Source organism: Nocardia sp. 149-1B (assembly GCF_057747975.1).
This window is the reverse complement of the sequence record NZ_CM173233.1, coordinates 2,127,006-2,145,324: the sequence shown is the minus strand read 5'-3', so window position 1 is coordinate 2,145,324 and position 18,319 is coordinate 2,127,006. Positions and strand designations below refer to the sequence as shown.

16 protein-coding genes are annotated in these 18,319 nt (G+C 72.3%); 11 read left to right on the top strand and 5 right to left on the bottom strand.

What is annotated here, in order from left to right; translation table 11 throughout:
- Genes AC3ANS_RS10280 through AC3ANS_RS10270 form a run of 3 tightly spaced genes read left to right on the top strand, consistent with a single transcriptional unit; the run spans nt 1 to nt 2,604 of the window.
- Nucleotides 1–837 carry an aldo/keto reductase gene (locus AC3ANS_RS10280; RefSeq protein WP_488296066.1) on the top strand — a complete coding sequence of 279 codons (837 nt, stop codon included), beginning with the start codon at nt 1–3 and terminating at the stop codon, nt 835–837.
- A 7-nt stretch (nt 838–844) separates the two neighbouring features.
- Nucleotides 845–1,909, top strand: coding sequence for an alanine racemase (locus AC3ANS_RS10275; protein WP_488296065.1), 1,065 nt, complete (start codon nt 845–847; stop codon nt 1,907–1,909).
- Between the two features lie 23 nt (nt 1,910–1,932).
- On the top strand, nt 1,933–2,604 hold the full coding sequence (locus AC3ANS_RS10270; protein ID WP_488296064.1) for a peptidylprolyl isomerase: 672 nt from the start codon (nt 1,933–1,935) through the stop codon (nt 2,602–2,604).
- Here AC3ANS_RS10270 and AC3ANS_RS10265 read toward each other — a convergent pair.
- Together AC3ANS_RS10265 and AC3ANS_RS10260 are read right to left on the bottom strand one after the other, a co-directional pair.
- Complete coding sequence (locus AC3ANS_RS10265) at nt 2,601–3,485, bottom strand: oxidoreductase (RefSeq protein ID WP_488296063.1); 885 nt, start codon at nt 3,483–3,485, stop codon at nt 2,601–2,603. The two genes, AC3ANS_RS10270 and AC3ANS_RS10265, sit on opposite strands and share 4 nt — an antisense overlap.
- Nucleotides 3,485–3,931 (bottom strand): OsmC family protein, encoded by a 447-nt coding sequence (locus AC3ANS_RS10260; protein WP_488296062.1) that lies wholly within the window; start codon nt 3,929–3,931, stop codon nt 3,485–3,487. Before AC3ANS_RS10260 ends, AC3ANS_RS10265 begins: the two co-directional genes overlap by 1 nt.
- Before the next feature lie 110 nt (nt 3,932–4,041).
- Here AC3ANS_RS10260 and AC3ANS_RS10255 point away from each other — a divergent pair, with 110 nt between their 5' ends.
- Nucleotides 4,042–4,326, top strand: coding sequence for a hypothetical protein (locus AC3ANS_RS10255; RefSeq protein WP_488296061.1), 285 nt, complete (start codon nt 4,042–4,044; stop codon nt 4,324–4,326).
- A 403-nt stretch (nt 4,327–4,729) separates the two neighbouring features.
- Entirely contained in the window at nt 4,730–5,263 is a 534-nt protein-coding gene (locus AC3ANS_RS10250) for a hypothetical protein (protein ID WP_488296060.1), read from the top strand.
- 20 nt (nt 5,264–5,283) lie between these two features.
- On the opposite strand, the gene AC3ANS_RS10245 is transcribed toward AC3ANS_RS10250, so the two are convergent.
- Nucleotides 5,284–7,086 (bottom strand): aminotransferase class V-fold PLP-dependent enzyme, encoded by a 1,803-nt coding sequence (locus AC3ANS_RS10245; protein WP_488296059.1) that lies wholly within the window; start codon nt 7,084–7,086, stop codon nt 5,284–5,286.
- A gap of 53 nt (nt 7,087–7,139) precedes the next feature.
- On the bottom strand, nt 7,140–8,885 hold the full coding sequence (locus AC3ANS_RS10240; RefSeq protein WP_488296058.1) for a SpoIVB peptidase S55 domain-containing protein: 1,746 nt from the start codon (nt 8,883–8,885) through the stop codon (nt 7,140–7,142).
- 204 nt (nt 8,886–9,089) lie between these two features.
- Here AC3ANS_RS10240 and pepN point away from each other — a divergent pair, with 204 nt between their 5' ends.
- From pepN to AC3ANS_RS10220, 4 genes are all read left to right on the top strand, one after another.
- Entirely contained in the window at nt 9,090–11,549 is a 2,460-nt protein-coding gene (pepN, locus tag AC3ANS_RS10235) for an aminopeptidase N (protein ID WP_488296057.1), read from the top strand.
- 7 nt (nt 11,550–11,556) lie between these two features.
- On the top strand, nt 11,557–12,393 hold the full coding sequence (locus AC3ANS_RS10230) for a formate dehydrogenase accessory sulfurtransferase FdhD (RefSeq protein WP_488296056.1): 837 nt from the start codon (nt 11,557–11,559) through the stop codon (nt 12,391–12,393).
- 311 nt (nt 12,394–12,704) lie between these two features.
- A complete protein-coding gene (locus AC3ANS_RS10225; RefSeq protein ID WP_488296055.1) occupies nt 12,705–13,037 on the top strand; it encodes a hypothetical protein in 333 nt (110 codons plus the stop codon).
- Nucleotides 13,019–13,471 (top strand): hypothetical protein, encoded by a 453-nt coding sequence (locus AC3ANS_RS10220; protein WP_488296054.1) that lies wholly within the window; start codon nt 13,019–13,021, stop codon nt 13,469–13,471. Before AC3ANS_RS10225 ends, AC3ANS_RS10220 begins: the two co-directional genes overlap by 19 nt.
- A gap of 8 nt (nt 13,472–13,479) precedes the next feature.
- Here AC3ANS_RS10220 and AC3ANS_RS10215 read toward each other — a convergent pair whose 3' ends face one another.
- Nucleotides 13,480–14,349: a class I SAM-dependent methyltransferase gene (locus tag AC3ANS_RS10215; protein WP_488296053.1), complete on the bottom strand. Its 870-nt coding sequence runs from the start codon at nt 14,347–14,349 to the stop codon at nt 13,480–13,482.
- A 132-nt stretch (nt 14,350–14,481) separates the two neighbouring features.
- Between AC3ANS_RS10215 and AC3ANS_RS10210 the strand changes: the two genes are divergently transcribed.
- Together AC3ANS_RS10210 and AC3ANS_RS10205 are read left to right on the top strand one after the other, a co-directional pair.
- Complete coding sequence (locus AC3ANS_RS10210; RefSeq protein ID WP_488296052.1) at nt 14,482–15,663, top strand: exonuclease SbcCD subunit D; 1,182 nt, start codon at nt 14,482–14,484, stop codon at nt 15,661–15,663.
- On the top strand, nt 15,660–18,317 hold the full coding sequence (locus AC3ANS_RS10205) for an AAA family ATPase (RefSeq protein WP_488296051.1): 2,658 nt from the start codon (nt 15,660–15,662) through the stop codon (nt 18,315–18,317). The genes AC3ANS_RS10210 and AC3ANS_RS10205 overlap by 4 nt, the downstream gene beginning before the upstream one ends.
- Nucleotides 18,318–18,319 lie beyond the last annotated feature (2 nt).

The following is an 18,319-nucleotide window of genomic DNA, read 5'->3' as shown; positions in this document are numbered from 1 at the left end:
ATGCCCATCCCCACGCACACGCTCAATGACGGCACGACCCTCCCGGCGATCGGCTTCGGCACCTACCCACTGAAGGGCGCGGACGGCGTGACCGCGGTCCGGAGCGCGATCGAGGCCGGCTACCGGCTGATCGACACGGCCGTGAACTACGAGAACGAGCACGAGGTCGGCGAGGCGATCCGACAGTCGGGCGTCGCCCGTGAGGATCTCTTGGTCACGAGCAAGCTCCCCGGCCGCGACCACGGATACGACGACGCCATCGCCAGTGTGCACGGCTCCCTGGAGCGCCTCGGGCTGGCGCATCTCGACCTCCACCTGATCCACTGGCCCAACCCCAGCCGGGGCCAGTACGTCGACGCCTGGCGCGCCCTGGTCGACCTGCGCGAGCAGGGGCTGGTCCGCTCGATCGGCGTCTCCAACTTCACCGCCGCACAGCTCGAGCGGATCATCGAGGCCACCGGTGTGACTCCGGTGGTCAACCAGATCGAGCTGCACCCCTACTTCCCTCAGGTGCGGATGCGCGAGGTCAACGAGCGGCTCGGCATCCGCACCGAGTCGTGGAGCCCGCTGGGCAAGCGCCAGGCACCGTTCACCGAGCCCGCTGTGGCGCAGGCCGCTGAGCGGCACGGCGTGACCCCCGGCCAGGTGATCCTGCGCTGGCAGGTCCAGCTCGGCAGTGTGCCGATCCCCAAGTCGGCCACGCCCGAGCGGCAGCGGCAGAACCTCGACGTGTTCGGCTTCGAGCTCGCCGACGACGAGGTCGCCGCGATCACCGCGCTCGGGCGTCCCGACGGCCGGCTGTTCGGTGGCGACCCCGATACCCACGAGGAGATGTGAGCGCGGCGTGAGTGGTGCCGAGCCGGCGACGCCGTACCTCCGCGTCGACGTCCCGCGGCTGAGCGCCAACATCGAGCGCACCGCGCGCTGGGCCTCCCACGCCGGTGTGGCCCTGCGTCCGCACGCCAAGACCCACAAGTGCCCACAGGTCGCCCGGATGCAGCTCGAGGCCGGCGCGATCGGACTCACGGTGGCCACGATCGGTGAGGCGGAGGTCTTCGTCGCGCACGGCGCCGAGGACGTGTTCATCGCCTACCCGCTCTGGCTCACCGATGACGCCGTACGCCGCCTCCGCGCGCTCGCGGACCGGGCCGACGTGGCCATCGGCGTCGACTCGATCGAGTCGGCTGTCCGCGCCGCCCGGCTGCTGGAGGGCTCCGACGTCGTGGCCCTGGTGGAGGTCGACTCCGGGCAGCACCGCACCGGTGTGCCGCCGGAGGACGCGGGCGCGCTCGCCGCTGCCGCCGTGGAGGCGGGCATGCCGGTGCGCGGGATCTTCACGTTCCCCGGGCACAGCTACTCCCCCGACGCGCTAGCCACAGCCGCGGCCGACGAGGCCCGCGCCCTGGCCGCGGCGACCGAGTCGCTCCGGGCCGCGGGCCTCGAGCCCGATGTCCTCAGCGGCGGCTCGACGCCGAGCCTCGGCCACACCGACACCAGCGCCCTGACCGAGGTGCGGCCCGGGGTCTACGTGTTCGGGGACGCCCAGCAGTGGGAGCTCGGCACCACCACCCCGGACGACATCGCCCTCACGTGCCGGGCCACGGTCGTGAGCCACGCCGGCGGGAGACTGGTCCTCGATGCCGGCAGCAAGGCACTGGGCGCCGACCGGGCGTCGTACGCCACCGGCTGGGGTCGGCTTCTGGACCATCCCGACGCCCGCGTGATCCAGCTCTCCGAGCACCACGCCGTCGTCGACCTGGCAGGCGCTCCGCTCCCGCCGCTCGGCGCGCGCGTGGACGTGGTGCCCAACCACGTGTGCGTCGCCGTCAACCTGGCCGACACCCTGTGGGCCGACACCGGTGGCGATCTCGAGCCGTGGCCGGTGGCCGCCCGCGGCCGCAACGCCTGAGCCGCTCCCCTACGATTCCCGCCATGCTCCTGCGCCCCGCTGCTGCCGCTACCGCCCTCGCACTGCTCGTGCTGAGCGGCTGCGGGTCCGACGACAACGGCGACACCACCGCCTCGGACTCCGCGCCGACGACGTCGTGCGCCTACCCCACCGACGGCCAGGCCCCCGCCAAGCAGGTCGACCCGCCCGCCGAGAAGGCGCCGGCCTCCGGCGCCGTCCACGTGACCATGGCGACCAGCATCGGCGAACTCGGCCTCGACCTCGACGCCGCGGGCACCCCCTGCACCGTCAACTCGTTCGTCTCGCTCGCCAAGCAGGGCTACTTCGACGACACGTCGTGCCACCGGCTCACCACGGACGGAGGGCTGTTCGTCCTGCAGTGCGGCGACCCCACCGGCACGGGCAGCGGCGGCCCCGGCTACTCATTCGCCGACGAGCTCTCGGGCGACGAGACCTATCCGGCCGGCACACTGGCGATGGCCAATGGCGGACCGGACACCAATGGCTCGCAGTTCTTCATCGTGTACGCCGACTCCGATCTCAAGCCCGACTACACGGTCTTCGGCAGCATCGACGAGGCGGGACTGAAGGCGGTCCAGAAGATGGCCGCGGACGGCAACGACGGCTCCCTCGGTGCCTACGGCGGAGCACCGAACACCCCGGTCGACATCTCTTCGGTCACGATCGAGGACTAGAGCGGGAACCGCACCCCGGTCAGCTCCTCCGAGCGCTCCCACAGGCCGCGCGCCAGCTCGGGGTCGCACGCCGCCTGGCTGCGGCCGACACCGGTCGGCCAGCCGACCATCTCCAGCGGTCCGCCGGGGCCGATGAAGCTGTTGCCGGGCAGGTCCATGGTGGCGGCGTACAGCGTGGTCAGCGCGCCCTTCCAGGGCGGCATGCCGACGAGCTTGTGACCCCACGAGCCGACCCAGGTCTTGGCCCTGCTGCCGGTGTTCGCGGTGATCCCGGTCGCCGTCGACCCTGGGTGCGCGGCGGTCGCCCGCAGCGTCGACCCCGCTGCCGTCAACCGCCGCTGGAGCTCGGCGAGGAACAACAGGTTGGCCAGCTTGGAGGAGGCGTACGCCGCGAACGGCCGGTACGGCCGGCGCTCCCAGTTGAGGTCGTCGAGGTCGAGGTCGGCGGCCCGGTGCGCGTCCGAGGTCACGACCACGACCCGGTCGCGCAGCTGGGGCAGCAGCAGGTTCGTCAGGGCGAAGTGGCCCAGGTGGTTGGTGGCCAGGTGTGTCTCGAACCCGTCGGCGGTGAGCGCCTGGGGCACCGCCAAGACACCGGCGTTGTTGATCAGCACGTCCACGGGGCCGACGGCGTCCGCGAACTCCCGCACGCTGGACAGGTCGGCGACGTCGAGGCGGCGCACCACGACGCTCCCGGCGACCTGGGCTGCGGCGGCCTCGCCCTTCGCCGTGTTCCGCACGGCCATCACGACCTCGGCCCCCCGGCCGGCGAGCACCCGGGCCGCCTCGAGGCCGAGTCCCCCGCTGGCGCCGGTGATCACGAAGCGGCGGCCGTCCTGGCGCGGGACCTCGTCCCACCGGCCGGGGCGGTGGCGGAGCATCAGCGCGTGCCGTACTCGATCGGGCCGCCGAGCTGGACCGTGCGCCCCACCGTGCAGAGCCGGTCGCGCGACTGCTCGATGGAGCGCGGCAGTGCCTCGCGCGCACGGTCGCCGTCCTCGCCGTCGGGGAAGCGCACATCGAACGTGATCCGCAGGTCGACGAGGCGGTTGCCCTGCTCGTCGCGGATCTTGTCGCCCTCGGCGGACACCTCGAACGTGGTCGCCTCGGCCCGCTTGCCGGTGATCAGGTCCACGTCGATGGCGCTGCACCCGGCGAGGGCAGCCAGCAGCAGCTCAACCGGGGTGAAATCGGGGTCGTCGCCCGAGCCCACGGGCAGCACGCCGCCCCGTCCGTTGGTGGCCAGGAACCGGCCGACGCCGATCTTGTGGAGGTCGATGTGGCGCAGGCTCGCGCGCTGGGGATCGGTCGCGTCGGCGGTGGTCATGGCCTTAGGGTGCCAGACCGCGACACGCCCGGGATCCCGCGCCGGGTTGTGTCGAGCGGACGCATCGGACACGGTGGAAGGGACCAGCCAAGCAATCCGGAAGGACGAGCATGCTCACCCTCACCGAGAACGCCAGCGCCATCGTCAACGAGATCACCCACCAGCCCGGCCTCGCCGAGAGTGCGGGTCTACGCATCACCACCGACGACTCCCCCGAGCCGGCCTTCGCCATCTCCGCCGCCGAGCAGGGCGAGCCCGGCGACCAGGTCGTCGAGCAGGGCGGCGCGACCGTCTACCTCGACGAGTCCGCGGCCCAGCTCCTCGAGGACAAGATCCTCGACGCCGCGGTCGACACGTCGGGCAAGGTCGAGTTCGCCCTCGCCCTGCAGGGCTGAGCCGAGCTCAACAGCACCACATGGCGCGAGCCCCGGACCGGAGGTCCGGGGCTCGTCGCCGTCCGGGGCCGAGGGACGTCGAGTCGGCGCCAGTTGCCCACCCAGGAGGGTCGAGTCGGCGCCAGTTGCCGACTTCGTCCACAGCCTCTGTTTGCGGACGGGGCAAGTCACGCCGACTCGACGTCTCTGCGTGAGCAAGACGCCCGATTCGACGTCCCTGCGTGAGCAAGACGCGCCGACTCGACGTCCCTGCGTGAGCAAGACGCGCCGACTCGACGTCCCCGCGTGAGCAAGACGCGCCGACTCGACGTCCCCGCGTGAGCAAGACGCGCCGACCCGACGTGTCTGCGGGCACCGCGGCGAGCCGCTGGCGACGACGCGGCGCACGTGCGAGTCTCGGCAGGTGAAGCGACACCTCTCGGGCGCCCTCGCCCTCGCCGCCCTGCTCCTCACCGCGCTCGTCGCCTCCCCAGCCTCGGCCGCGGACGGATCGCTGTCGGACCCGTCCGGTGACGCCGCACGACCCGGGCTCGACATCGTCTCGGCGACACTCCACAACGACGAGGCCCGGCTCGTCGTCGACGTCGAGTTCGTGCGGTCCGTGCGTGGCGACGTCATCGTCAGCGTGGACGGGCGGCACGGCCGCGGCCTGCGACTCGTCAGCGAGTACCGCCCGGTCGCCCACACCCGCAACTACATCGTGGCCGGCGCGTTCACCGATCGAGGGGTCCCCGACGAGGCTCAGCTCGTGCACTGCCGCGGGTTCCGAGTCCGGTGGAGCCCCGACGAGCCCACGGTGCGCCTGATCCTGCCCAGCCGCTGCCTGCACGACGGCAACTACACCGCCCTGCGGTTCGCGGTGCTGACCGAGCGCGGCTCCGACACCGACATCGCCCCCGACAGCCACCCGGCGTCCGCCTGGGTCCGGCGAGGCTGAGGGCCAGCGGACGAGGCTCGCTATCGGTCGCTGCCCTCGCGTGATGGCCCGGGCAGCGACTCGGTCTCGATACGCGGGTCACGACCTCGTTCCTCGGTCGCGCCGCTACTCGACCTTCCCTCCTGAGCCGTCCCGTGCAAGCACGGGACGGGGAGCTCAAACCACCGCAGGTGCTCGAAGTCCTCGCTGACGTCGGCCGGGTGGGCGTCCAGGTCGGGTGCGATGCCCGATGCCAGGATCGCCACGGCCTCACGCAGGTGCTCGGCGAGCAGGTCCTCTCCCCCGGTCGCCCGGTGGCTCGGCATCGAGACCCGGCCACCTTCGTAGGAGATGTCTCGCAGGCTGAGCGGCGGGCTGACCAGGCCGGCCCGGTGCCGCCAGTGCCCGGTCGCGGGGTCGAAGCGATAGTCCTCGAGCAGCCGCCACCCGTCGCGGGCGACCAGGCGCACGGCCTCGACGATGTAGTCGACGACCGTGTCGGACACGAAGTAGTTGAAGTTGACCCGCACCCAGCCGGGCTTGATGCCCTCACAGCCACCGGCGATCTCGCGCTCGAACTCGTGCGAACGCTCGAGGTCGATCCCGAGCAGCCGGTGTCCGTACGGCCCGGCGCACGAGCAACCGCCGCGCGACTGGATGCCGAACAGGTCGTTGAGGAGCGCGACCACGTAGTTGTGGTGGAGGTAGCGCCCCGAGGGCGACCGGACCACGAACGACACGATCGAGAGCCGGTCGGCGTCGAGGTTGCCGAGCAGCTCGATCGCCGGCTCGTCGCTCCAGGCGGCCACCGCCTTGCGCAGGTGGCGCTCCTCCTGCTCGCGGATCGTGTCCGTGCCGACGGCCTCCTTGAGCTGGAAGACCATCCCGGCCCGGATCGACTCGATGATCGCCGGGGTGCCGCCCTCCTCGCGATGGGTCGGGTCGTCGAGGTAGCGGTGGTCGTCGTCGTTGACATAGGCGACCGTGCCGCCGCCGGGCACGTCGGGGACCCGGTTGGCGAACAGCCCGCGGCGCGCCACCAGCACCCCGGGGGTCGACGGTCCGCCGATGAACTTGTGCGGCGAGATGAACACCGCGTCCTTGTACGACAACGGCCGGCCCGGGCGCGCGCCCATCTCGACGTCGACGTACGGCGCGGCCGCGGCGAAGTCCCACAGGCTGAGGGCACCGTGCTCGTGGAGCAGCTCGGCGATCGCGGCGCTGTCGGACACGATGCCGGTCACGTTGGACGCCGCCGAGAACGACCCGATCCGCAGCGTGCGGTCGGCGTACTTCTCCAGCTGCTCGCGCAGGTCCGCCTGGTCGACTCCCCCGTCGTCGTCCTGGCGGATGGTGACGACGTCCGCGATCGACTCGCGCCACGGGAGCTCGTTGGAGTGGTGCTCGTAGGGTCCGATGAACACCACCGGCCGCTGTTCGGACGGGATGTGGTCGGACAGCGCGTGGGCGTCCTCCAACGCCGAGGGGATTCGCAGACCCAGCACGCCGATCAGCTTCGCGATCGCGCCGGTGCACCCCGATCCGGCAAAGAGCACGACGGTGTCGTCGTCGCCCCCGACCGCCTCCCGGATGATCGCCCGGGCGTCCTCGCGCAGCCGCGTGGTCTGCAGGCCGGTGCCGCTGGACTCGGTGTGGGTGTTGGCGTAGCCGGGCAGCACCTCGTCGCGGATGAAGTCCTCGATGAAGCTCAGTGCCCGCCCGGACGCGGTGTAGTCGGCGTACGTGACCCGGCGCCGTCCGTACGGCGTGTCCATGAGGTGGTCGTCGCCGATCACCGAGTCCCGGATCAGGCGGAGGAGGGCCTCCCGGTCACGGTCCGTCATGCACAACCACCCATGACGACCATGGTCCCACCGCGGGAGGCCCTCCCGCAGACCTACCGCACGACGAGCTGTGCCGAACGGTGTCCGGAGACGACTCCGTCGAACGGCCCGGCGACGTCGGTGCTGATGACATCGCCCCGTCCGCGGCGGCTGATCGAGGACAGCGAGACCTGGAGCTGGTCGTTGCGGACCAGGTTCTCCACCGCCGTGCGCGCCTGCGCGAGCGAGGTCATCGGGCCCAGTCCGCCCGTCTCCTGGCCGCCGACCAGCTCGAGCCCACCCATCTGACCCGCCATCCGTCGCGGCACCTGCACCCACAGAGGCACCGTCGTGGTGCCGCCGGAGCCGCTGAGCACCGCGCGCAGCGTGAGCGTGCTGCCGGCACGGACCGGGATCGAGTCACGACGGCTCAGCGTCGTCCACTTCCCGGCGACCTTCCGCTGCAGACCGGTGATCCGGTACGCCGTTGCGTCGTCGGTCGCGGTCGTGTTGTTCGTGACGCCGGTGATCGTGACGCCGGGGATCCCGGCCAACGCGTAGACGACGTCGCCCAGCGCGTAGCCGACCTCGTAGGACAGGTCCCACTCCGAGACGTAGCGGTTGGCGCTCGACAGCTCGAACGGCGCGCCGTCCGGCCCGGTGCCCGTGACGGTCCACCCGGCGACCTCGCTGCCCTGGATCGTGCCGTCGATGACGCGGTCGTGGTTGGCGATGAACTCGTAGAGCGTCGTGCTCGCCAGCGCGTCGGGGGTCTGCACGGACACGTGCGAGGTCCCTTCACGGCTCTGGCCGGCGTACGCGAGTGTCGAGGTCACGTCGGTCGTGGCGGGAATCGGGCCCAGCGCGCCGCTGATGCCGGTGAGCCGATCCTGGGAGATCGTGCCGGCCGGGCTGCCGAGGTTGGCCACCTTGAACCCGGCAAGCAGGTCTTCCTGGATGTAGATCGCGTCTGCGGGGTGCAGCGTCAGCGTGGTGGCGCCGAGGTGGTCCAGCGGGTGGCCGAAGCCGACGACGTTGGCGCCGCACACCGAGGTCGCGGTGCCGATCGCGGCCATCGTCACGTCGCCGTAGGCAAGGGACGCGGCCAGGTTGCCGCCCGCGACGACGGTCTCGGGTCCGGCGATGCCGGGCGCGGCCCGGCCCACGGCGTACGCCGAGCGCGGGATGTAGCTGCGGTTGCCGGCGTGCTCGGCCACCGCCGAGAGCTGGCGGGCGCCCACCCCCGCGACCGCGAACGGGGCCGGGAGCTGGTCGAAGCCCTGCGCGGCCTGGGCCGCGGTCACGTCGGTCGCTCGGGCGATCGTGCGGGCCGCGGCACTGTCGACGGCGACGGTGCGAGCCGGGTGGGCGGGGAGGTAGTCGTCCATGTCGGCGAACGGCGTCACACCGGCCACCGGCGACGGACCGGTTGCGAGCCCGTAGGCCACCGCACCGATCAGCCGGCCGTCCTGGGCGTAGACGGGGCTCCCGGACATGCCCTGCCAGATGCCGACCCGGTCGATCTCCGGCGAGGTCAGCCGGACCATCACCATGTCGATCCCCGGTGCCACTCCGTCGGCCAGGACGCCGAGGACCTCGCCGGTGAAGCCGTCCGGGGTGGTGCCGTGGCTGACCGTCAGGCCGGTGACGGCCTGCCCGCCCGCGAGGTCGGCGACCGGGTACGGCGTCGCGCAGTCGCCGGCCGGGGCCGCGGCCTGCGCCGTGCCCGTGACACCGGTGACGGCGGCGAGGCCGAGTCCGCCGACAGTGATGAGTGATGCCAGGGCACGACCCCGGCGGTGAGCGATGAGCCGCTGCATGAGCGTCGATCCTCCCGAAAGACCGGGCGCGGATCTCGCGCCCGTGACCATGAGACTCCGATGGGCACGAACTGGTTGCGAGGCCTGCCGATGACCCCACATTCGTGCGAAGGTGGGCTAGCCTGCGTTGCGCCGCTGCTCCGCCGAGCGGAGCCCGAGGGTGACCTCGCGAGAGCGGTTCGGACCACGACATAGGGTGGCGCGGTGACCAGCCCGTACCAGAGCCTCCGGCAGACGGAGGCCGTCGCCCGCCGCGCCCTCCTCGCCGTCGAGACCTACGACGTCCGCCTGGATCTCGCGAGCGACGAGCAGACCTTCGGGTCCGTCACGACCATCCGGTTCGCCAGCCGCGGTGGCCCGACGTTCGCCGATCTCAAGCCCGTGCGCGTCAACGAGATCCGACTCAACGGCCAGGTGATCGACCCCGACCTCCTCGTGCGCGGTCGCCTGGCGATCGACACCCTCGAGGGCGCCAACGAGCTCGTCGTCGACGCGGTGATGCCCTTCCGCAACGACGGCGAGGGGCTGCACCGCAGCGTCGACCCGGCCGACGGGCGCCACTACGTCTACGGCATGTCGTTCATGGAGGCCGCGCCCACGGTGTTCGCGTGCTTCGACCAGCCCGACCTCAAGGCGCCCTACACGTTCCACGTCCGCGCACCCGAGGACTGGACGGTGATCGGCAACGCACCCGGCAGCAACCCCGAGCCGGGCGTGTGGGAGTTCGAGCAGACGCAGCCGCTGTCGACGTACTTCGTCACGCTGGTCGCCGGGCCCTACCACGTGATCCGCGACGAGCACGACGGGATCCCGCTGGGTCTCTCGGCCCGCGCGAGCATCGCCCGCGACCTCGACGCCGATGCCGACGAGCTGTTCACGATGAGCCGGGCCTGCTTCGACGAGTTCCACCGGCTCTTCGGCATCCGCTACCCGTTCGGCGACTACCACCAGGCCTTCGTGCCCGAGTTCAACGCGGGTGCGATGGAGAACCCCGGGTGCGTGACGTTCCGCGACCCGCTGATCTTCAGCAGCCGGGTCACCCGGGGCGTGCGGATCCAGCGCGCCACCACCGTCGCCCACGAGATGGCGCACCAGTGGTTCGGCAACATCGTCACCCCTCAGTGGTGGGACGACCTGTGGCTCAACGAGTCGTTCGCCGAGTACATGGGCAACCGGGTCACCGCCGACGTCACCGAGTACGACGACGCCTGGACCCACAACGCCTACGCGCGCCGCCAGTGGGGGCTCGTCGCCGACCAGCGGCCGAGCACCCACCCGGTCGCGGGCAACGGCGCGGCCGACGCCGGCTCCGCGCTCCAGGACTTCGACGGCATCTCCTACTCCAAGGGCTCGAGCATCCTCAAGCAGCTCAACGCCGCGCTCGGCGACGAGGTGTTCTTCGCCGGGGCGATCGACCACTTCACCCGGCACCGGTTCGGCAACGCCACGATGCACGACCTGTTCGCGAGCTGGGAGCGGGCCGGAGCCGGCGACCTGTCCTCGTTCACCGAGAGCTGGCTGCGGACTGCGGGCCCCGACACGATCGTGCTCGACCGGGAAGCCGGCGCGGTACGACGTACTCCCCCGGCCGGCCACCCGGCGGACCGCTCCCACACGTTCCGCGTCGCCCAGGCGCTTCCCGACGGCAAGTGGGAGGTGGCGCCGCTGACCGTGGCGGGCCCGGAGACGGCGTACGCCGTTGCCGAGGGCGCCGCCGTGGTGCTCGATCCCTACGAGGACACGTGGGCGCTGGTCCAGCCCGACTCGACGACGGTCGCCACCCTCAAGGCCCTGCTGCCCGGCACCGAGGACACCCTGCTGCGCGCGGGCGTGTGGAACAACGTGCGCAGCGCGTTCCACAACGCCGCCATCGCACCCGCCGACGTGATCGACCTCGTCGAGGCGGGATTGCCGATCGAGGACAGCGACGACGCGCTGTTCTACACGATGCCCTGGGTGGTGGCGAAGGTCGTCCCGCTGACCGCGGATCCCGACGACGCGCTGGCCCGGGTCCACCGCGCGGCACTCGCTAAGGCCCACGCCTCGGGTCCGGCGACTCCGCTGCAGCTTGCCGCGTTCCAGGCCGCAGTGTCGTCGGCGGGTTCCCCCGACGACCTGCGCGGCTGGTTGACGGGCCGAGACCTGCCGGCCGGGGTCGAGGTCGATCTCGATCTGCGCTGGCGGGTGCTCGTGCGGCTCGCGGCGCTCGGGGAGACCGATCGCACCGAGCTGCAAGAGGCGCTCGATGCCGAGCCGACCGCTCGCTCCCGGGTCGAGCACACCCGCGCCGTGTCCTCGCTCCCGGACGCGGAGGCGAAGGCGTGGGCCTGGGAGCGGTTCACCGGGCAGGTGGACGTGCCCAACTACGAGCTGGAGGCTGCCGGCACGGGGATGTGGCGCGGCGGCCAGGAGGAGCTGCTGGCGCCGTACGTCGACCGGTACTTCGACGAGGTCGCCGCGACCGCCCAGGTGCGTAGTGGATGGGTGCTCGCCGACAGCGCCATGTGGTTCTTCCCGCTGCTCTTCGAGACCACCGAGACGCTGGAGCGCGCCCGGGCGCTGATCGGCGACGACGACTTCGACCTCGCCATGCGACGCCGCGTCGTCGACCTCGCCGACGAGCTCGAGCGCCGGATCGCGATCCGGGAGACCTACCCGGCATGACCTGCCCATGACCACCGACCGCGCGCGGCGCCCCGGACCGACGGTCCGCACGCGTGTGCTCGAGCACCTCGCGGACAGCACCGAACGCCGCCACGAGGACAGGCTCGCCACCGAGGAGCCGCTCGAGATCAGGCTCACCTGGCCTGGGGCGCCCGCCCGGCGGGTGTGGGTGACGATGCGGACACCCGGCCACGACTTCGAGCTGGCCGCGGGCTGGCTGGTCCACGAAGGGCTGACCGAACCCGACGGCATCTCGGGCGTTGCCTACTGCACCGACGCGGACCTCGCTCCCGAGCAGGAGTTCAACGTCGTCACCGTGACGCTCGCCGGTCCGCCGACCCGTGAACCCGGGCATCGGCACGTCGGCCAGTCCGCGGGCTCCTCCGCGTGCGGGGTCTGCGGCAAGGACACGGTCGCGGAGGCCCTGGCCGTCCCCGCCGCGCGCCGCTGGGAGGGCGGGCTGCCCTCCCCCGACGTCGTACGCCGGCTGCCCGCGCTGCTGCGCTCGCAACAGCCGCTCTTCGACCGGACCGGCGGTGTGCACGCGGCCGGGCTCGCCACCGCGGCCGGCGAGCTCCTCGTCGTCCGTGAGGACGTCGGTCGCCACAACGCCGTCGACAAGGTCACCGGCGCCCGGCTCCTGAGCGGATCGTCCCCAGCTGAGGCGTGCCTGGTGGTCAGCGGCCGCGCCGGGTTCGAGCTCGCCCAGAAGGCGGTGGCGGCCGGCGTCGGCGCCCTGGTGGCCGTCGGCGCTCCGACCAGCCTGTCGCTACGCCTGGCGACTGAGTCGGGGCTGGCGCTCTTCGGGTTCACCTCGAGCGAACGGTGCGTGCGGTTCGCCTAGCGGTTGTGCGCCGTCTGGGTCTCGACTGTTGGCGTCCTGTCGCCGCCGATGCCGCGAGGCGGGGACCTTCGAAGCTGCACGGCCGCGGATCGGTCCGGCCGTTGACAGCGTCTGGAGCCCACCGTCACCATCCAAGTGTGATCGGGCGCCTGTGGCATTCTCTCGTTGCAACCGCAGTCTTCGTACCTCTTGTGGTTCTCGGCGTGCAATCGCCATCGGACGCGGGATCTGACACCGTTGTCGACCCTGGCGGCGGATGGACGTGGTCGGATTGTCTCTACCACTCGCCTGCACTCGCCGGAAGTACTCAGGTGGAACGATTCACCGTCAGCGGCAAGGCCGCGGGGGACTACTTCTTGACCTGCACGGGCGTTCGGCACATCAAGGACGGCCACGGCTTCGACAGTGACACCGTGGGTTGCATCAACAAGGTGCTCACCAAGGCCAAGGCAAAGGAAACGTCGAACACCGACGCCTCGAACTGGTTGATCACGGCGACTCACGCCTACCCGCTGGGCACCCAGTACCTGTTCGGATACGTCGTCGCAAACAAGTCGAGCGGTGTGATTGTCACCGCCTACACGGAGTCGTCACCCACAGACACGGGCAGCGGTGACTGGAACAGTTGTCGGAACGACATCTGACGGCCATTCGTCACGAGATCGGCGAGAACGGCTGGGGCCGATTCATCGTCGAGACGCCGCGCGAGCGTGTCTCGACGGAGATCTCCTATGTCGTCAATGTGGTGGAGCAGCTCACGCAGGCCGCACGGCAGGTGGTTGACCAGCACGATCACGTGCGGCTCGAGTGGGACACGGAGCTGGCTCGGGCAACCGTTGAGATAGCGCCAGAACCAGAGGAGCGCGTCTCGTTCCAGATCACCTGGACGGGACGCGCGGACTCGCCCACGACTGGCTTCGGGTTCCACCTGGCCACGACCCAGTCGACACGACGTTTCGTCGAAACAGTGCTGGCATTCGTCGACAGCGTCGACGTGGACAGGTACACCTCGGAATGGTCGCCGAGCTGGCCGGCCGACGCTGTCGACTCGCTACGGCAGTGGGCTCTTCGCAGTTGAGGCTCTGATCACGGCCCGGCCGGACCGCGGACGACGGCGACCACGGCGTGTTCGCCGGGGTTCACGTCGAGGTGGCGGCCCACCGGATCGAGGTACCGGCTCCGGTAGTCCCGCGCATCGACGTCCTCGACCAGCTCCAGCCCCGCGTCCGCGAGCAGCCCAGCCATCTCGGGCGGGTCCACGCCGAAGAGCCAGGGCTCCGACGAACCACCCGTCACCCCGATGGTGAGCATCCACCCCTGGCCGCGCCCGCCACGGACGAGGTCGCGCAGCACGTAGGTGAGCACGATCGCGCTCCCGGGCGACGCCGTGCCGACGTACGCCAACGTGGCCCGCACCGCGTCCCCGGTGAGGTACTGGGTGACGCCCTCCCAGAGGAAGAACGCGGGCCGGTGCGGGTCGAACCCTGCCGACAGCAGCGCCGCCCCCAGCGGCTCGCGGCCCAGATCGACGGGCACGAAGCGCACCTCCCACGCCGTCGGGACCACGCCGCGCAGACGCGCACGCTTCTCGACCTGGGTCCCCGCCAGGTCGACCTCGAAGACCGTGGTCTCCGCGAGCGAGCCCAGCCGGTAGGCCCGCGTGTCGAAGCCTGCCCCCAGGATCACCAGCTGGTCGGTCCCGGCGGTCGCCTGCATCGTGACGACGTCGTCGATGTAGCGGGTCCGCATCACCTGGGAGCCGTACGTCCCCGCGCCGAGCGAGCGGACCACCTGGTCCTGCATCGGCCCCGACCGCGCCATCGCGGTCAGCATGGGATCGAGCAGCCGCGCGACGACGGGATCGTCGAACTGTCGCAGGCCCCCAGGCTGTGCCTGCTCCACCAACCGGCAGAACGCCGCTCCCATCGCCGTTCGACTCACCGCGGGCCTGGCCACGCCTCATCCAAGCACCGGGCCCGCCCGCGGACGCGTCGGACTCCCGCGCCGGCGACGAGAGCCTCGTCACCGAGGCGAGCCGCGTCGGCGCGCCCCCGCGGCGATGTCGGCGCCCGCTCCTAGCGTTGCGGTGTGCGCATCCTCCACACCTCCGACTGGCACCTCGGGCGGTCCTTCCACCGGGAGGGCATGCTCGGGCACCAGGCTGCGTACGTCGACCACCTCCTCGAGGTCGTCGAGCAGGAGGCGGTCGACCTGGTGGTGGTCGCCGGCGACGTCTACGACCGAGCCCTGCCTCACGTCGACGCGGTGCGACTGGCCGACGAGGCGCTCGCCCGGCTGGCCGCGAGCAAGGCGCGGGTGGTCCTCACGAGCGGCAACCACGACTCCGCGCAGCGGCTCGGGTTCAGCTCGCGGCTCATCGATGCGGCCGGGGTGTTCATCCGCACCGATGCTTCCGGCGTCGGCACCCCGGTGCTGCTCGAGGACGAGCACGGCCCGGTGGCCGTCTACGGCATCCCCTACCTCGACCCCGACGCGGTCCGTGAGCCCTGGGGCCTCCCGGTGCGCAGCCACGAGGCCGCACTCACCGAGGCGATGCGACGGGTGCGCTCCGACCTGGCCGGCCGTCCCGGCACCCGCTCCGTCGTGCTGGCCCACGCGTTCGTCGCGGGCGACCCGGCCCCGGTGGAGATCAGCGACTCCGAGCGGGACATCAGCGTGGGCGGGGTGTCGCTGGTGCCCACCGGTGTGTTCGACGGCGTCGACTACACCGCCCTGGGCCACCTGCACGGTCGCCACACCCTCACCGAGTCCGTGCGCTACTCCGGATCGCCGCTGGCCTACTCCTTCTCCGAGGCGTCCCAGGTCAAGGGCTCCTGGCTGGTCGACCTCGACTCCTTCGGCGTCCGCGAGGCCCACTTCATCGCGGCCCCCGTCCCGCGGGCCCTCGCCCGGCTCCGCGGCACCCTCGACGACCTACTGACCGACCCCCGCCTCGACGTCCACGCCGACGCCTGGGTCCAGGCCACCCTCACCGACGACGTCCGCCCCCTCCAGGCGATGGACCGTCTCCGCCGGCGGTTCCCCCACGCGCTGGTCCTCGGCTTCGAGCCCACCGGTGGCACCCCGACGGGAGTGCCGGCTGCTCCGCCCCGGGGGCGCTCCGACCACGCGATCGCCCTCGACTTCGTCGAGCAGGTTCGCGGCACGCCCGCCAGCGAGGCCGAGTCGGCCCTGCTGCTCGCCGCCTGCGACGCGTGCTGCGAAGACCCCGACGTCGACGTGCTGGTGTCGGGAGGGCAGGCCCCGTGAGGCTGCACCACCTCGAGATCACCGCGTTCGGGCCGTTCGCCGACACCGTGTCGGTCGACTTCGACGAGCTCTCCGACGCCGGACTGTTCCTGCTGTCCGGCCCGACCGGCTCGGGCAAGACCAGCGTGCTCGACGCGGTGTGCTTCGCGCTGTACGGCGACGTCCCGGGCGACCGCAGCACGGCCAAGCGACTGCGCTCCGACCAGGCCGCGCCCGGCGTACGCCCCCGCGTCACCCTGGAGGCCACGCTGTCCGGCCGCCGGTTCCGGATCGTCCGCTCGCCGTCGTGGGAGCGTCCCAAGAAGCGCGGCACCGGCACGACCACGGAGCAGGCCTCGGTCTCGATCGCCGAGCGTCTCGACGGCGCCTGGGTCACCCACTCGACGCGGCTCGACGAGACGGGCCACCTGGTGACGCGGCTGGTCGGCATGAACACCGCCCAGTTCACCCAGGTCGCACTGCTGCCCCAGGGCCGGTTCCAGGCGTTCCTGCGAGCCCGTTCCGAGGAACGGCACCACCTGCTCCAGCAGCTGTTCCGCACGGGCCGGTTCGAGGACGTCGAGCGCTGGCTGCGCGACCGGCGCCTGGCGCTGGGCCGTCAGGCCGACGACGTACGCCGCCGGGTCGACGAGCTGGTCAGCCGGGTCAGCGAGGCCACCGGCGAGGAGCCCCCCGCCGCTGAGACCGGCACCGACAGCACCGCGTGGGCACGTGGCCTGCTCGACGACGCCACCCTGCAGTGCTCCGAGAGCGCCGCGGCCGCAGCGCTCGCCGCCGACGACGAGGCCCGGGCGCGCGCCGCCTCCCAGGAGGGCCGCACGCTCACCGAGCGGCGGGCCCGTCTCGACGCCGCCACGGCCGAGCACCGCCGGTTGGTGGCGGCCGGCGTCGAGCACGAGGCCGCCCGCACGCGCCTCGACGACGCTCGCCGCGCTGCGGGGGTCGTGCCGCTCCACGCTGTCGCGGTCAGGGCGCAACGCGCCCACTCGGCCGCCCGGACCCAGGTGGCCGCCCTCGAGGTGACCGACCGCGAGGCCCTCGATGCGGCGGTCTCCGAGGCAGTCGACGCCGCCGCGCGCCTGCGCGCGCTCCGGCCGCGCGCCGCACGCCTCCGGGAAGTCGTCGCCGAGACCGGCCGTCTCGAACGACGACGAGTCGTTCTCGTCGCCGAGCAGGAGGCGGCGCACGCGGCCGCCGTCGCGCTCGTCGAGGGCCTCACGCTGCAGGTCGAGGAGGCCCGTGCCGCCCTCACCGAGGCGACCACCGAGGCCCAGCGGCTGCGCGGGCATGCGCTCGACCTCCGCGAGGCGCGCCTCGACGGCATGGCTGCCGAGATCGCCGGTGCGCTGGCCGTCGGTGCGTCCTGCCCGGTGTGCGGCTCCTGCGACCACCCCCACAAGGCCGCGGCACGCGCAGGTGCACCCGACGATGCTGCCGAGAAGGCCGCACTTCGCGCCGCCGACGACGCGGCGGCCACCGAGCATCTCCGCGACGTCGAGGTCCGCGACCTGGTCGCGCGCCTCGCGGCCGCCACCGAGCGAGTCGACCAGGTCCCGCCCGCGCTCGCCGCCGAGGAGAGCGCGGTGGTGACGGCTCTCGAACGGCTGGCCGACGAGGCCGCGGGACTCGACGCCGAGCTCGCCGACTACGACGAGTCGCTGGCGGCGGCGTACGCCCACCAGGAGCAGGCCGCACGCGCGGCCCTCACCGCGCTCGACTCGCTCGAAGCGGCCGACCGCACGCTCAGCGAGGCGCAGCAGTCCCTGGCTGTGGCCGTCGCCGAGGCCGGGTTCGACTCGGCCGACGCGGCGAGCGCCGCGAGCCTCGACCAACACGCCTACGACCGCCTCGCGACGGCTGTCGCCGAGCACGACCGGCGCCTCGCGGCGGTGGCCGCAGTGCTGGCCGAGCCCGGCGCCGCGGAGGTGGCGAGCGCGACGCTGCCCGACCTCGGCGCGCTGGAGCACGAGCACCGGGTCACGCTCGACGCGCTCGGCTCCGCCCGCGCCCGCGAGTCGGCCTGGACGACCCGGGCCCGGCGACTGGCCAGCCTCGTGACGGAGCTCGACGACGCCCTGGCCACCTGGGCGCCGCTCCGCGACGAGCTCGACCTCACGACCGGGCTCTGCAGCTTCGTGGAGGGCAAGTCGGGCGACAACCAGCTCCAGATGCGGCTCTCGGCCTACGTCCTCGCCTATCGGCTCTCCCAGGTCGTGGCCGCCGCCAACGCCCGGCTGAGCCGGATGAGCGACCAGCGCTACTCCCTCGAGCACACCGGGCGCCGCGGCGCCGGCGAGACCCGCGGAGGCTTGAGCCTGCTCGTGCGCGACGACTGGTCGGGCGAGTCCCGCGACCCTGCGACGCTGTCGGGTGGCGAGACGTTCGTCGTCTCGCTCGCCCTGGCGCTCGGGCTCGCCGACGTCGTCACCCAGGAGGCCGGTGGAGCCGACCTCGACACCCTCTTCGTCGACGAGGGCTTCGGCTCCCTCGACGCCGACACCCTCGACGACGTCATGGACACCCTCGACTCACTCCGCGACGGCGGCCGCGTCGTCGGTGTTGTCAGCCACGTCGCCGAGATGCGCGACCGCATCCCGACCAGGCTGGTGGTCACCAAGTCGCGCCGCGGCTCGACGCTGGCGATCAGCCGCTGACC

What these genes read in the sequence shown, in the direction of transcription:
- AC3ANS_RS10280 (WP_488296066.1), top strand. Translation starts at nt 1, where the DNA reads ATGCCCATCCCCACGCACACGCTCAATGACGGCACGACCCTCCCGGCG.
- AC3ANS_RS10270 (WP_488296064.1), top strand. Translation starts at nt 1,933, where the DNA reads ATGCTCCTGCGCCCCGCTGCTGCCGCTACCGCCCTCGCACTGCTCGTG.
- AC3ANS_RS10265 (WP_488296063.1), bottom strand. Translation starts at nt 3,485, where the DNA reads ATGCTCCGCCACCGCCCCGGCCGGTGGGACGAGGTCCCGCGCCAGGAC.
- AC3ANS_RS10260 (WP_488296062.1), bottom strand. Translation starts at nt 3,931, where the DNA reads ATGACCACCGCCGACGCGACCGATCCCCAGCGCGCGAGCCTGCGCCAC.
- AC3ANS_RS10255 (WP_488296061.1), top strand. Translation starts at nt 4,042, where the DNA reads ATGCTCACCCTCACCGAGAACGCCAGCGCCATCGTCAACGAGATCACC.
- AC3ANS_RS10245 (WP_488296059.1), bottom strand. Translation starts at nt 7,086, where the DNA reads ATGACGGACCGTGACCGGGAGGCCCTCCTCCGCCTGATCCGGGACTCG.
- AC3ANS_RS10240 (WP_488296058.1), bottom strand. Translation starts at nt 8,885, where the DNA reads ATGCAGCGGCTCATCGCTCACCGCCGGGGTCGTGCCCTGGCATCACTC.
- AC3ANS_RS10230 (WP_488296056.1), top strand. Translation starts at nt 11,557, where the DNA reads ATGACCACCGACCGCGCGCGGCGCCCCGGACCGACGGTCCGCACGCGT.